The 15,218-nt window shown below is 67.2% G+C and carries 7 protein-coding genes; all 7 read right to left on the bottom strand.

All coding sequences use genetic code 11. The features are described from left to right. Positions 1–24: 24 nt before the first annotated feature. The 7 genes from J7I44_RS02640 to J7I44_RS02610 all read right to left on the bottom strand — a co-directional run bounded on the left by J7I44_RS02640 (position 25) and on the right by J7I44_RS02610 (position 15,037). Complete coding sequence (locus tag J7I44_RS02640) at positions 25–234, bottom strand: MbtH family protein (protein WP_209615272.1); 210 nt, start codon at positions 232–234, stop codon at positions 25–27. Positions 235–290: 56 nt separating this feature from the next. Further along, entirely contained in the window at positions 291–8,708 is an 8,418-nt protein-coding gene (locus J7I44_RS02635) for a non-ribosomal peptide synthetase (protein ID WP_209615270.1), read from the bottom strand. A 226-nt stretch (positions 8,709–8,934) separates the two neighbouring features. Then, positions 8,935–9,432: a VOC family protein gene (locus tag J7I44_RS02630; RefSeq protein WP_209615267.1), complete on the bottom strand. Its 498-nt coding sequence runs from the start codon at positions 9,430–9,432 to the stop codon at positions 8,935–8,937. A 338-nt stretch (positions 9,433–9,770) separates the two neighbouring features. Continuing rightward, the gene (locus J7I44_RS02625; RefSeq protein ID WP_209615264.1) at positions 9,771–11,087 is read right to left on the bottom strand and encodes a replication-associated recombination protein A; all 1,317 of its coding nucleotides are present in this window, start codon (positions 11,085–11,087) and stop codon (positions 9,771–9,773) included. Positions 11,088–11,163: 76 nt separating this feature from the next. Further along, a complete protein-coding gene (locus J7I44_RS02620) occupies positions 11,164–11,835 on the bottom strand; it encodes a YoaK family protein (RefSeq protein ID WP_209615261.1) in 672 nt (223 codons plus the stop codon). Positions 11,836–11,842: 7 nt separating this feature from the next. Continuing rightward, positions 11,843–12,505 carry an outer membrane lipoprotein periplasmic chaperone LolA gene (gene lolA, locus J7I44_RS02615; protein WP_209615258.1) on the bottom strand — a complete coding sequence of 221 codons (663 nt, stop codon included), beginning with the start codon at positions 12,503–12,505 and terminating at the stop codon, positions 11,843–11,845. A 207-nt stretch (positions 12,506–12,712) separates the two neighbouring features. Beyond that, the gene (locus J7I44_RS02610) at positions 12,713–15,037 is read right to left on the bottom strand and encodes a DNA translocase FtsK (protein ID WP_209615255.1); all 2,325 of its coding nucleotides are present in this window, start codon (positions 15,035–15,037) and stop codon (positions 12,713–12,715) included. Positions 15,038–15,218: the final 181 nt, after the last annotated feature.

The following is a 15,218-nucleotide window of genomic DNA, read 5'->3' as shown; positions in this document are numbered from 1 at the left end:
CAAGGCGCCCGCCGGGGGCGCTTGTCAGGCCGATGCGTTCGCCATCAGCTTGCGCAGGCTCAGTGGCCGCATGTCGGTCCACACCTGTTCGATGTAGGCCAGGCACTCCTCCTTGCTGCCCTGCTTGCCGGTCGCTTTCCAGCCGGCCGGAATTTCGCGATCGGCCGACCAGATCGAGTACTGCTCTTCGTGATTGACCACCGCCAGGAACTGTTCGGTTGACGCTTCGCTCATTGCCCTTTCCTCCATGGAAGCCCGTTTTTCGAGCCGTTGTTTTCCCAGCGACCTCGTCAGATGACGAAGCCTTCGAATTCGTCGGGCGACTCCTCGGCATCGGCCGTCACCTGCTCGAGCAGGGCGCGGTTGCGGCGGATCGCCGCGATGCGTGCCGCGAAGTCGGCGACGGTCTGCGCCTCGAAGAAGTCCTGCACGCTCAGCTCTTCACCGAACGCACCACGAGCGCGGGCCATGGCTTGCGCGGCCAGCAGCGAGTGGCCGCCGAGATCGAAGAAGTTGTCATGCACGCCCACCTGCGGCACGCCCAGTACGTCGGCCCACATGTCGGCAAGGACCTGCTCTGTGTCGTCCCGCGGCGCCACGTAGTCCGCGGCCGCTTGTGTGAGGTCCGGATCGGGCAGGGCCTTGCGGTCCAGCTTGCCGTTGGCGTTGAGCGGAAGCGCGTCGAGGACGACGAAGCGCGCCGGCACCATGTAGTCCGGCAAGGCAGCACGCAGCCGCGCGCGCAGCGCCGGAATGGACACCTTGTCCGCGGCCGCGACCAGGTACGCAATCAGGCGTCGCTCACCCGCGTCGTCTTCGACCGCGGTGACCACTGCCCCGGTCACGCCGGGCTCCTCGCGCAACTGCGCCTCGATCTCGCCCAGCTCGATGCGGAAGCCGCGAATGTTGACCTGGAAATCAGCGCGCCCGACGTATTCGATGTTTCCGTCGACCAGCAGTCGCCCAAGATCGCCCGTGCGGTAAAGGCGCGCGCCCGGAGTTTCACCGAACGGGTCGGGCACGAAACGCTCGGCGCTAAGCGACGGCCGCCCCAGATAGCCGCGCGCGATGGCGCGGCCGGCGATGTGGATCTCTCCCACGCGCCCCTGAGGCACCAGCTGCAAACCGTCATCGAGCACATAGGCCTGTGCATGCGGCAGGCGGGTGCCGATCACGTTTCCGGGATGCCGATGCCCTCCCTGCGGCGCATGGCAGGACAGGATCGTGGTCTCGGTCTGGCCGTAGAACTCGACCACCTGCGCCGAGGGGAAGCGTTGTTCCATCTGCGCCAGCAACGCCGCAGGAACGGCATCGCCACCGACAAACACGTGCCGGAGCCCACCAAAAACAGGGGCTTGCCGTTCGCCGGTCAAATGATCGAGTACCCGCCGCATCAGGCTTGGCACCAGATGCGCCAGGCTGACCCGGTCCAGTTCGGCGGCGAGCCGCCCGGTGTCGAGTACGACTTCGCGTTCCAGGATGCGGCTGTGTCCACCGGCCACCAGCGGCAGCAACAGTTCGACGAACGAGATGCCGAAGGCATGCGAGGCCAGGCTGGGCATGCTGTCGCCCGGGCCGACCGAGAAGCGCCGGCACAGTCCCAGCAGCAACTCGCACAAGCCGCCTTGCAATACCTGCACGCCCTTGGGCCGGCCGGTGGAGCCGGAGGTGTAGATCACGTACGCCGGTTGCAGGCCATGTGTGTGCACCGTCAGCCGCTCGTTCGGTTGGCTGTCCAGCTCAGCGCCCAGACGGTCGAGGCATACGATCCGGCCACCCGGGCTTTCCAGGGCGTCGGCGATCTGCGCGTGCGTCAACACCAGCCGCATGCCGGCGTCACGCACGATGAAGGCGAGCCGTTCGTGCGGATAGCCGGGGTCCAGCGGCACGTACACCGCACCGGCTTTCCAGATGCCGAGCAGGCAGGCGAGCAGGTCCGGTGAGCGCTCCATCCAGACGCCGACATGATCCTCGGCACCGACGCCCTGCCCCCGCAGGTAGTGCGCGATGCGGTTGGCGCGCGCATCGAGGTCGCCGTAGCTGACCAAGGCATCGCCGAAGATCGCAGCTGGCGCCTGCGGATTCTCATCGACCTTCCGTTCGAACAGCTGATGCACGCACAGCGCCGGATCGACCGGTGGCGGCAACGCAAGCTGGGGGCGAAGCTGATCGGCGATGGCTGCATCATCGAGCATCGGGAGCCGCCGCCAGGGCTGGTCCGGTCGTGCCATGGCCGCTTCCAGCAGGCGGACGTAATCGCCAGCCAGCCGCTCGACGCGCGCGGCGTCGAAGAGGTCGCTCGCGTAATCAAACCACGCGTGCAGACCATCGGCGCGCGACTCCACGTTCAGCGCCAGGTCGAAGCGGGCGATGCGGTGGCCCTCCCCCGCCGCGCGCACGCCCAGGCCTGGCAGCGCGAAATCCGCCAGGGCGCCGTCATGCTGCAGGAACATCACCTGAAACAACGGCGCATGGCTGAGGCTGCGCGCCGGGCGCAGTTCCTCGACCAGTTGCTCGAAAGGCAGATCCTGGTTGCGTTGCGCATCCACCGTCGTGTCGCGCACCTGATGCAGCACATCAATGAACGACGCGGCGCTGTCCAGGCGTCCGCGCACCACGACCGTGTTGACGAAAAAGCCGATCAGATGCTCGAGCTCGGCGCGGTCCCGGTTGGCCACGGGCGTGCCCACGGCGATGTCGGTCTGGCCCGAATGGCGCGCCAGCAACACTTGGTAGGCGGCCATCAGCGTCATGAACAGCGTCGCCCCGTGCGACTGGCTGAACGCCTGTATCCGCCCCGCCAGTGCATCCGGCAGGCGGAAGCGGTGCAACCCTCCCCGGTAACTCTGCACCGGGGGGCGCGGGCGATCGGCCGGCAGTTCCAGCAGTGGCGGCAGGCCATCGAGCTGGACGCGCCAATACGCAAGCTGCGTCGCCGCGGTGCGCTTGAGCCAGGCGCGCTGCCATTGGGCGTAGTCGGCGTATTGCACGGGCAAGTCGGGCAGCACGGGCTCTCGCCCGTCCCGTTCGGCCGCGTAACACTCCATCAACTCGCGCACCAGCACGCCGATCGACCAGCCATCGGCAACGATGTGGTGCATGTTCACCAGCAACAGGTGTCGGTCGCGCGCGATCCTGAGCAGGGCGACGCGAAGCAGGCCGCCGTCCTGCAGACGGAACGGCGTCTGCGCGTGTTGCTCGATGGCGGTATCGATGGCGTCGGGCCCGACGTCGTCCGTCTCCAGCGTCACGCGGCAGTTATCGGCGATCCATTGCATCGGTTCGCCCTGATGGTCGGCGAAGCGGGTACGCAGGATCTCGTGGCGCTGCACGATGCGCTGGAAACTTGCCCGCAATGCCAGGACGTCCAGCGCACCATCCAGATGGAAGGCGGCCGGCATGTTGTAGGCCGCACTGGCACCTTCCATCTGGTCGACCAGCCACAATCGTTGCTGCGCATGCGACAGGGGCAGCGGCTTGCCGCGCGCCACGGCTTCGAGCGGCGGCGGGCCCGCGGCCGGCAATGCATCGATACGCGCGGCCAGCCCGGCCACGGTCGGTGCCTCGAACAGCGCGCTGATCGGCAACGTGGCGCCGAACGCCTCGCGCAGGCGCATCACCAGCCTGGTGGCCAACAGGGAATGGCCGCCGCTGGCGAAGAAGTTTTGTGTGCGCCCCACCGGCCGGACGCCAAGCACGTCGGCCCAAAGCCGCGCGACCTCGATTTCGGTGGCGCCGACCGGCGGATCATCGGCGTCTTCCTGCGGACTGGCTTCCGGTATCGGCAACGCCCGCTTGTCTACCTTGCCGTTGGCGGTCAGGGGAAGCACAGGCAATGCCACGATGTACGCGGGAACCATGTAGTCGGGCAGCCGCTCGCGCAGCCACGCGCGCAGTTGCGATGGCTCCAGCAGGTGCCCGTCCGCGGCCACCACGTATGCCACCAGGCTCGGCTCGCCGGGGCGTGCCTCATACACGACCACCACCGCTTCACCGACACTCTCCAACGCCAGCAGTTGCGACTCGATTTCTCCGGGCTCGACACGGAAGCCGCGCAACTGCACCTGGGAGTCGATACGACCGAGGTACTCGACAGCGCCGTCCGCAAGCCTGCGGCCGAGGTCGCCTGTGCGGTACATCCGCGCGCCGCCACCTGCGAACGGATCGGGGACGAAACGCTCCGCGGTCAGCCCACCGCGTTCGGCATAACCGTGGGCAAGGCCGGCGCCGGCGAGGAAGATCTCGCCGCGTGCGCCTTCGGGCACGGGGCGCCCGTAGCGATCCAGGAGGTGCAGGCACACGTTGTCGATCGGCGTGCCTATCGGCGGCATCGCCGGCCATCCGGATGGATCGCCATCCAGGCGATGGCACGTCACCACGTGGCTTTCGGTTGGTCCGTAATGGTTGTACAGGCTGGCGCCGGGCAACGCCGCGAAGAAGGCCCGTACCGACGGACCGATCTGCAAGGCTTCGCCGGCACAGACCACTTCACGCAAAGCCGCTGGCATGGCCGCGTGCGCGACGGCATGTCTGGCCAGTTGCTGCATCGCCACCACCGGGAGGAAAGCCCGCTGCACGCCCTCTTCCCGCAACAGCACCAGCAGTGCCTCGGGATCCAGGCGCTGCTCCTGGGAAGCGACCACCAGCGTAGCGCCGGCAGTCCAGGTCGAGAGAATCTCCTGGAACGCGACGTCGAAATTGAGCGAGGCGAACTGGCTGACCCGCGCGCCGGGCTCCAGCGGCATTGCGTGCTGATGCCAGCGCAGCAGATTCGCCAACGCGCCCTGATTCATCAGTACGCCCTTGGGCGTGCCCGTCGACCCGGAAGTGAACAACAGATAGACAGGTAGCTCGCTGGCGGCCAGCGTTGCAGGCGACGGCGGCAGGAACGGACCACTCGACGAGCCACAGCGCGGATCGAAACATGGAAGGTCCACCGGCCACACGGCCGCGCTCTCCATCGCATCGCTCACTAGAAGCGTCAGGCAGCCGAGCTGGGCGATCTGTGCCAATCGCGCAGGCGGATAGGCCGGATCGAGTGGCACGCAGGTGGCACCGCACTTGAGCACTGCCAGTACGGCGACATAGGCGTGCGTCGTGCGCGCCAGATGCAAGCCGACTCTCGCACCAAGGCAGACCCCTTGCGCCTGTAGCCGACCAGCCAGTTCGACGGCCTCGCGCTCCAGGCGGGCATAGCTGAGCCGCTCGCCGTCGCAGATGAGCGCCAGCGTATCCGGGTGCTGCCCGGCCTGGCGCTCGATCTGTTCGGCCAGTCCCACGGCCTGATCGGCCGCGGCCTCCAGTACCGGCCCGGACACAGCCGCCGCCGGCTGCGCCGACAGCAGCGGCAAGCCCGACAAGCGCGCGGTAGGCGCCGACACGATCGCCTGCAGCAGATGCGCGAACTGTTCGCCCATGGCCGCGATGCGCGCCGGCGAGAACAGCGCACTCGCGTACTCGAGTCGGGCCTGCAGCCGGTCACCTGCATCGACGACGAACAGCGAAAGGTCGAACTGGCAGCCCTGCGGTGGCATGGCGACGCCTTCCACGGCCAGTCCGCCCATCTCGGCCCGTGCACCTGCACCGCCAAGCACGAAGGCTGACGCGGCAGGCCAGTCGGGTGTCTGCTGCAACGCGAACAGGGTCTGGAACAGCGGCGTGATTGCCGGGTCGCGCTGGGGAGTCAGTCGCTCCACCAGGGTGGCGAACGGCAGGTCCTGGTGAGCCAGCGCACCCAGCACGCGATCGCGAATCTGCCACAGGAAGGTATCGAACCGCGGGTTGCCGGAGAGATCGCCCCGCAACACCACGGTGTTGACGCAGTAACCAGCCAGCGATTCGAACTCCGCACGGGTACGACCGGCAACCGGCGAACCCACGCAGATGTCGTCGTCCCCGCAAGAGTGATGCAGCAGGACCTGATAAGCGGCCAGCAACAACACGTACAACGTGACGCCGTGTTGCCGCGCCACATCGCGCAGCGCTGCCGAAAGCGGCGCGTCGAGCTCGAAATCATGCACCCCGGCGCGCGAATTGCGTAAGGCCGGTCGCGGCTGGTCGGTCAGTAGCCCGAGTACGGGCAGAGGTGCCTCCAACTGGTTGCGCCAGTACGACCATTGCCGCTCGGCCGCCTGCGAGGCGAACCAGTCGCGCTGCCAAAGAGCCAGGTCGATCGCGCTGTGCCGCGCGTCCGCGTGGATCCGCTCGCGCGCTCCGCACAGCGCGGCGTACTGCTGGCCCCATTGGTCGAACAACAGCACCAGCGTACGCAGGTCCACGGCGATGTGGTGGGCAACCACCATCACGATGTGGTCATCGGCCGCACGCCGATAGCCATGGATGCGGAAAGGGACGCCCTCGTCCTGCAACAAGGCTTCGCCTGCCGCCGCAGCCAGGGCACGCTCGATGGTTGCGTTGTTCCAGCCCGTCGCATCGACCCACTCGATGACAGGCACGTGGCCGGCATCGATGCGTTGCACCGGCTCGCCATCGACGACCACATAGCGCGTGCGCAACATGGGATGCCGTGCGGCAAGAAGCGCCCATGCCTGCTGCGCGCAGGCCGCGTTCAATGGGCCGCGCAGACGCAGCGGCACGGCAATGTTGTACGCACGACTGGTGGGATCGAGCGATTGCAGGAACCACATCGAGGTCTGATTGGCCGTCAGCGGACCCTCGTCCAGGCCTCCGCATGGCAGGCGCGCCGGCATGGCCCCGTCGTCCGCTGCATCCAGCATTCGCGCCAGCTCGATCGGCGTCGTGCCGACGAGCAGCGATTCGAGCGGGCAGCTAGCGGCCAGGGTTTCCTCGATCCGTTGCTGCAGCTGGATCGCGGCCAGCGAATCGAGGCCCTGCGCGGTTGCCGCCAGGTTGACGTCGATGTCGGCCGCAGGACGTCTCAGCACTTCGCTCAGCAGCGCACGGAGGTGGTCCGCAATGCGCGGCACCCGCTCGTGCGATGGCAGGTTCGCCAACACGTGGCGGTCGAGCGGCGTGCCGTAGGCCGCCGCGGATTCCGCCACCTTGGCCGTGCGTTCGGCGGGTGCGTTCAGCGTCTCGAGCAGGCGCTCGACGAACAACCGCCGAGTCTCGCGGCGCTTGATCTTGCCACTGGAGGTTTTCGGCAGGCGCATCGGCTTGATCAGCACGAGCGCATGCAACTGCAACTGGTGCCGTTCGGCGACTGCGGCGCGCACGGCATGTTCCACTGCTGCCACGTCGAGCTGGCGCAGGTGGGTGCGCTGGACTTCCTGCACCACGACCAGCCGTTCCTCACCGTCCTGATCGATGGCGAAGGCGGCGCCTGCACCTACCGCCAGGGCCGGATGTGCCGCCTGTACGGTCTGCTCGATATCCTGCGGGTAGTGGTTGCGCCCGCGGATGATGATCAGCTCCTTGAGTCGTCCGGTGACGAACAGCTGGCCGTCCTGGACGAACCCAAAATCGCCGGTGCGCAGAAACGGACCATCACCCGCATCGGTGCGTGCATCGAACGTGTCTGCGCTCAACTCGGGCTGGCGCCAATAGCCCTGCGCCACGCTGGGTCCGCGAACCCAGATCTCGCCCACCTCGCCCATCGCGCAGGGACGCCGGCTTTCCGGTTGCACGATGCACACGCGCGTCGGTTCGGCGTGCCCGGACCCCACCAGCCGGCGTCGATCGCTGGCCTGTGAGCGCATCACGCGGTGGCGCTGCAATTGGGCCGGGTCGACATCCAGGCAGACCGTCGGCGTCAACGGTGTCGAGCCGGCCACGAACAGCGTGGACTCGGCCAGGCCATAGCAGGCAAAGGATGCATCAGCGCGAAAGCCGCAGGGAGCGAACGCCTGCGCAAACCGTTCGAGCGTGGTGGCACGGATCGGCTCCGAACCATTGAAGGCGACGCGCCAGCAGGAAAGATCCAGCTCCGCCATGTCGTCTTCGCCGATGCGCTCGGCACAAAGCTCGTAGGCGAAATTGGGACCGCCACTGACGGTGGCCCGGTAGCGCGAGACCGCCTGCAACCAGCGCAAGGGCTTCTGCAGGAAAGCCATCGGCGACATCAGTACCGCGCGGCCACCAAGATAGATCGGTTGCAGCACGTTTCCGACCAGTCCCATGTCGTGGTACAGCGGCAACCAACCGACCACGACCGTTTCGCGATCAGTGCCGAAGCCGTCGCGGATCAGCGCCTCGTTGTGCAGCAGGTTCCCGTGGCTGACCATGACGCCCTTGGCCTGCCCGGTGGAACCGGAGGTGTACTGGAGGAAGGCGATCGTGCCGGCGTCCACCGCTGGCATCTGCCACGCCTGGGCCAGTGCGTCATCGACGGAGTCGGTCGTCAGCGTGCGCAGGCGGCCCAGCAGTTCCACCTCTTGCGTCAGTCCGTTGACGATCTCCGTTGTGCCGAGCAACCAGCCCGCGCCCGAATCGGCGACTACCGATTGCAGCCGGTCGGCACGGCTGCGCTGGGATTGCGGCGGATAGATCGGAACCGCGATGACGCCCGCGTAGAGGCATCCGAAGAAGGCGCAGATGTAGTCCAGGCCCGGCGGAAAAAGCAGCAACGCGCGATCGCCTGCGGCCGCCTGCTGTTGCAGGCACGCGGCAATGGAACGCGCGCGATGGTCGAGCTCGCCGTAGCTGAGCGCAGCCTCCTCGATTTCGCCATCTTTGAGGAACACGAACGCCGGATCGTCGCCCTGGCTCGCTGCACGATCGCGAAGCAAGGCAACCAGGCTTGTCCATTCCCCCGGCACGGCTGACGTCCGTGCCCCCCACTCCCTAGGACGGTCACTCATTGGAACCCGATATGGCTATCGCAAGGCGCCCCCCGACGCCTTGCAGGAAAACTGTGCGAGGGCTACTTCGCCTCGCTGCGGACATGCATTCGTACGGACGTACTGGCGGTCCGCCGGCCCGTCGCAGCCCGGCTTGCGCTTTGCAGCGTGGCGATCAGCAGGCTTCGCTCTGTTCGAGCTGCTCGAACAGGCTGCGCACGCTTTCTTCGTTGAAGCCGTCGTTGGCGGTGCGCTCGATGAATTCGAACATCACCCCGGAAGTGCCATCCCGACGCGCGAAGATCTGTGTCAGACCCGGCCCCTGGATGACATTGGTTTCGAACGTCATGCCGCGCTCACGCAGCTTGTCGGCGACGGCGACGACGCTGTCGACTTCGATTGCCACATGCTGGACGCCGGGACCGTACTCGTCGATGAAACGACTGACCTGGCTCTCGGCCTCGGTCCCTTGCACCAGTACGATCGAGAATTGGCCGGCGGAGAATTCGGCCGAAACCATGCCTGTCTTCTTGCCCGCGATCCGCTTGCGATCGACCAGATCCATGCCCAGCACGTCCCGGTAAAACCCGATCGCCTGGTCGATATCCTTCACCGCAATCGCCACATGATCGAGGCGCACCGCGTGCTGGCCCAAAAAGGGAAGTCCATTCATTACGCCATTCCTTAGCTTTCGGCGGACCCGCCGAAGGGCCCACATGGTAGTGACCGGCCGGCGGCAAAACCGGCTTGTGCTCACAGATCCGGCGAGAGGCTGTGCCGCTCTGGCCAAATCCTTCGGCCGCGAAAGGTCGCGGACGTTCGTGCATGGCACGTTAAGGAAAGATGAATGCCGCGACGACCCCAACGGCGGCGAAAAGGTCGCCCGGCACGCGTGCCCTCCTGGCAAATGGGCACAGGACTGGGTCCGCCAATCATCTGAATCGCGGCTAACCGTTTAAAACCGGGTGCTTCCGTCGCGGGTACAAACCGTTGCAGAAGATCGGCGAACCGTTACGGCTTACGACCCCGCGAAGCACGCAACAGGATCATTTTTTCGCGCAGCTTCTGCTCGAGACCGCGGTCGACGGGCTCGTAGAACACGGTACCGTCGAGGGCATCAGGCAGGCACTGCTGGTCGAGTGCGATGCCGCCGGCCACGTCATGGTCGTACTGGTAGCCCTTGCCGTAGCCCAGGCCTTTCATGAGCTTGGTGGGCGCGTTGCGCAGGTGCATGGGGACCTCGAGCGTGCCGGTTTCGCGCACGGCGGCGCGGGCCTTGTTGTAGGCCATGTAGGCGGCGTTGCTCTTGGGCGCGATGGCCAGCCAGATGGCCAGTTGCGCCAGGCCCAGTTCGCCCTCGGGACTGCCCAGGCGCTCGTAGGTATCCCACGCGTCCAGCGCCATGCGCCAGGCGCGCGGCTCGGCCAAGCCGACGTCCTCGACCGCCATGCGGGTCATGCGGCGGGCCAGGTAAAGCGGGTCGCAGCCGCCGTCGAGCATGCGGCAGAGCCAGTACACGGCCGCGTCCGGATCGGACGAGCGCACCGATTTGTGCAGCGCCGAGATCTGGTCGTAAAACTGCTCGCCGCCCTTGTCGAAGCGGCGCGTGCGGTCGGCCAGCACCTGGGTCAGGGTCGCCTCATCGATGCGCCCGTCGTCGGCCAGCTCCGCGGCGATCTCCAGCAGCGTGAGCGCGCGGCGCACGTCACCGTCGGCGGCCTGGGCGATCAACTTCAGGGAATCGACGTCGATCCGCAGGCGAAGCCGGCCGAGACCCCGCTCGTCATCGGCGAGCGCCCGCTCCAGTGCGGCGACAATGGCCTCGGCCGATACCGCCTCCAGCACATGGACCCGGCAGCGCGATAGCAGCGCGGAGTTCAGCTCGAACGAGGGGTTCTCGGTGGTGGCGCCGACGAACACGATCACGCCGCGTTCGATGTGCGGCAGGAAGGCATCCTGCTGGGCCTTGTTGAAGCGGTGCACCTCGTCCACGAACAGCACCGTGCGCCGGCCCTGCGCGAAGTTGGCCTCCGCCTCGGCGAGGGCCTTGCGCACGTCCGGCAGGCCGGAGAGCACGGCGGAGATGGCGCGGAAGTCGGCGTCGGCGTAGCGCGCGACCAGCAGGGCCAGCGTGGTCTTGCCGCAGCCTGGCGGCCCCCACAGCACCATCGAGTGCACCTTGCCCGCTTCCAGCGCGCGGCGCAGCGGCGAGTCGGCCGCGGTCAGCCGCGGCTGGCCGACGATCTCGTCGAAGCTGCGCGGACGCATGCGCTCGGCCAGCGGCTTGAGCGCATCGGATTCGGGGAAAAGGGAGGCGGTCTCGGGCATCGCGCGATGATAACGCCCGGCGCGTAGTGGGCGGCGTGGCCGGTTGCCGGCTCGCGGTCGGGCACGGCGTGCGCTCCTACAGGGAGGTCGTGCGCTGACGGTAGAGGCTGTAAAGGGCGCCGCACAGGCCGGTCAGCACAGCCGGGATCAGCAGGCTGTGCTCGCGCAGGTGGGCGAACAGAATCGCGCCGGCGACACCGCCCAACACAAAGCTGCCGATCACCAGCAGGCAGACCCGCACCCGCAGCACGTCGACCTCCAGCCCGCGCAGGCGATGGCCAAGGTAGACGCCCAGGTCGGTGAACATGCCCGAGACGTGGGTGGTGCGAAACACGGCGCCGCTGTAGGTACTCACCATGCCGTTCTGCAGACCGCAGGCCATCGACGCCAGCCACAGGCCGGCCGACCATTGACGTTCCAGCAGCGGCACGGCAGCGAAAAGCAGCAGCGACTCGATCAGCAGTGCCACGCCATAGGGGCGGCCCAGCTTGAGCGTGCTTTTCTGCACGATCGCGCCGCTGGCCATGGCGCCGACGACGAAGGCCAGCAGGGAAAGCAACCAGTGCAGCGCTTCACCGCCGTCGCCGGTACCAATCGCGATGCCGAGAAGCGTGGTTGAACCTGTCAGGTTGCTGATCGACTGGTGGCGAAAACCCATGTAGCCGGCCGCGTTGACCAGTCCGGCGATGAAGGCGAGCACGGCGCCACCCACCCACGCCCAGCGCGGTAGCTGGCGCAGCACGGGCATGGCCGGATCAGTCCTTCAGCGGCTGGGTGGTCATTACCGGGAGGTCGCCGATCACGTCGGCGCCCGGCGGCGGGGTGAAGTTGAAGGTCGAGGGCGGCAGGTCGACGTTGCGCTGCCAGTCGGAGAAGCGGATGTCGGTGACCGCGCCGAGCTGGTCGCGGAACATCATGCGCTTGAGCCCCTGCGCGTCGAAACCCAGGTCCGCGTAGTCGAACTGGGGGTCCTTGGCCTTCGAGCTCAGGCGCAGCCAGGTGAGACCATCGCGCTCGCCACGCTCGGTGACAGCGAAGTCCTTGTCGAGCTGCTTCAGGTCGGTGATGACGGTGAGCGGACTGTGCGCCTCTTCCGTGCTCTGCACGCGCACGGTGACCTGTTCCAGCTCCGGGTCGTACAACCATACGCGACTGCCGTCGGCAACGATGGTCTGCTTGTACGGCTCGAGCGTGTCCCAGCGGAATTGACGCGGCGCCTGCAGCGCGAGGGTGCCCGAACTGGTCTTGGCCCCCTGCCCGCTGGCCTCGGTGAGGGTCTGGGTGAAATGGCCCTTGAGCGAATGCAGGTTCGTGGCGAAGGCGTCCAGGCGCTGGCGCGCGGGACCGGTGGCGGCGTGGGCCAGGCTCGCAAGGGAAAGCGCGAGCGTGGCAAGGAAGATCGTGGCGAGACGGTTCATGAAAGCCCTGTTCCTGGGAACGTGTGGGAAAGTTTCAGCCGCGACGGCTTAATCGCGACACAAGCGGATTGTAGGCCGTGGGCCGCACGCATGGTGGCCACTTACGCGCCCCCCCTGCAGGAGCGCCCTCGGGCGCGACCACGGTGTTTCGTGCATGGCGGTCGCGCCCAAGGGCGCCCCTACCGGGAATGGTGGTGCCGAGCGCGTCTACTTCGGCGGGGGCGGCGCGAGCACTTCGCGGTTGCCGTTGTGCTGCGGCGCGCTGACCACACCGTCCTGCTCCATCTGCTCGATGAGCCGCGCGGCGCGGTTGTAGCCGATGCGCAGGTGGCGCTGCACGCCGGAGATCGAGGCGCGGCGGGTCTGGGTGACCACGGCGACCGCCTTGTCGTAGAGCTGCGCGTCGGCGTCGCCACCTTCCTCGCCATCCTGCGGCAGGCCCGAGTCGTTGATGAACTTGCCGTCAGACGTGGCCTGCACCTCTTCCAGCACGCCTTCGATGTACTGCGGCGCGCCCTGGGCCTTGAGCCATGCGACCACGCCATGCACTTCGTGGTCATCCACGAACGCACCATGCACGCGCTCGGGCGTGGCGGTGCCGGGCGGCAGGTAAAGCATGTCGCCGTGGCCGAGCAGCGCCTCCGCGCCGGACTGGTCGAGAATCGTGCGCGAGTCGATCTTGGAGGACACCTGGAAGGCGATGCGGGTCGGGATGTTGGCCTTGATCAGGCCGGTGATCACGTCCACCGAGGGTCGCTGCGTGGCCAGCACCAGGTGCACGCCCGCGGCGCGCGCCTTCTGCGCCAGGCGGGCGATCAGCTCCTCGACCTTCTTGCCGACGATCATCATCATGTCGGCGAACTCGTCGATGATGATGACGATGTAGGGCAGCGGCTCCAGCGGCTCGGCGGCCAGGTTGGGCATCTCCGGATTGGGCCGGAACAGCGGATCGAGCAGCGGCTGGCCGGCGGCCTCGGCGTCGCGGACCTTCTTGTTGAAGCCGCCCAGGTTGCGCACGCCCACCGCGGCCATCAGCTTGTAGCGGCGCTCCATCTCGGCCACGCACCAGCGCAGCGCATTGGCCGCTTCCTTCATGTCCGTCACGACCGGTGCGAGCAGGTGCGGGATGCCCTCGTAGACCGAGAGCTCCAGCATCTTCGGGTCGATCATGATCATGCGCACGTCTTTCGGGCTGGCCTTGTAGAGCAGCGAGAGCACCATGGCGTTGACCGCGACGGACTTGCCCGAACCGGTGGTGCCGGCGACCAGCAGGTGCGGCATCTTGGCCAGGTCAGTGACCACCGGCTTGCCGCCGATGTCCTTGCCCAACGCCAGCGCCAGCGGCGACTTCATCTGGTCGTACTTGTCCGAACGCAGGATCTCGGAGAGATAGACGATCTGCTTCTTGGCGTTCGGGATCTCCAGGCCGATCACGTTCTTGCCCGGGATCACGTCGACCACGCGCACGCTGACCACCGACAGGCCGCGCGCGATGTCCTTGTCCAGGCTGGACACCTGCGAGCCGCGAACGCCGGCGGCCGGTTCGAGTTCGAAGCGGGTGATCACCGGGCCGGGATACACCCCCACCACCTTGGCCTCGATGCGGAAGTCCTTGAGCTTGAGCTCGACCTGGCGCGAGAGCACTTCGAGTGTCTCTTCCGAGTAGCCCGGGCCTTGCTCCGGCGCCTCATCCAAGAGCGAGAGCGGCGGCAGTTCACCGGGCTGCGAGGCGCCGACGAACAGCGGGATCTGGGTTTCCAGCTTGGCCCGCTCGCTCTTGGCTACCGGTGCCGGCGGCGTCTCGATGCGCACCGGCTCACGCTTGGCCTGTTTCACGGCCTCGGCCTTTTTGACCACCTCGCGCTCGGCACGCGCCTGCTGCGCCTTGGCCACTTCCGGCGCCTGTTTGAGCTTGCCCCGCAACCAACCGAAGGCGACCAGCGTGCCCTGCCCGGTCCAGTCCATGACCTTGAACCACGACAGGCCGGTGGCCAGCGTCACCGCGATCAGGAACAGCGCCAGCAGCAGCAGCGGTGCGCCCTTCTCGCCGAAGGCCTGCAGCAGTCCGTGCCCGACCCACTGGCCGATGATGCCGCCGGTGCCTTGCGGCAGCACGGCTTCGCTGAAGTTGAGATACATCAGCGCCGGTGCGGTGATGAAGAAGAACACGAAGCCGATCAGCCGCAGCGAGGATTCCCACGGATGTTCGGCGTTCTCGCCGCGCTGGCGCAGCACTTGCACCCCCAGCAGCAGGAGCAACAGCGGGAAACAGTAGGAAACCCAGCCAAAGATGTAGCGCAGCAGGTTGGCGATGTTGGCGCCGACGGCGCCACCGAGGTTGCGCGCGTGTTCGACCGAGCCGACGTGGCCCCAGCTGGGGTCCTGGTCGTTGTAGCTGGCCAGGCAGACCAGCAGGTAGACGGCCAGCGGCAGCAGCAGCAGCGCGCCGGCTTCGCGCAGGCGGCGCCTGGCTTCTTCGCTCAGGCCGGTGGATTCGGGTGCTTTCTTTACGTTTGCTGCGCTTCGCGCCACCGGAGTGGATTCCCCTCGAGACTTCGCACCAAGTCTACACAGGGCACGGAGGGGGTAGTAGCTTGATTTTTCTGGAAAGGCGCAGGTTTTGCACGGCTCCCCTCTCCCGCCGGGAGAGGGGTCGGGGGTGAGGGTTCGGGCGAAGCGAAAGCTCCCGCTCCGGCCGCACCCTCTCCCGCCC

This window comes from Frateuria flava, assembly GCF_017837635.1.
In the GTDB taxonomy this organism is placed as follows: Bacteria; Pseudomonadota; Gammaproteobacteria; order Xanthomonadales; family Rhodanobacteraceae; genus Frateuria_A; species Frateuria_A flava.
This window is presented reverse-complemented; position numbering and strand designations above follow the sequence as displayed.

Coding starts and splice junctions, on each gene's coding strand:
- J7I44_RS02640 (WP_209615272.1), bottom strand. CDS start 234: ATGAGCGAAGCGTCAACCGAACAGTTCCTGGCGGTGGTCAATCACGAA.
- J7I44_RS02630 (WP_209615267.1), bottom strand. CDS start 9,432: ATGAATGGACTTCCCTTTTTGGGCCAGCACGCGGTGCGCCTCGATCAT.
- J7I44_RS02625 (WP_209615264.1), bottom strand. CDS start 11,087: ATGCCCGAGACCGCCTCCCTTTTCCCCGAATCCGATGCGCTCAAGCCG.
- J7I44_RS02620 (WP_209615261.1), bottom strand. CDS start 11,835: ATGCCCGTGCTGCGCCAGCTACCGCGCTGGGCGTGGGTGGGTGGCGCC.
- lolA (WP_209615258.1), bottom strand. CDS start 12,505: ATGAACCGTCTCGCCACGATCTTCCTTGCCACGCTCGCGCTTTCCCTT.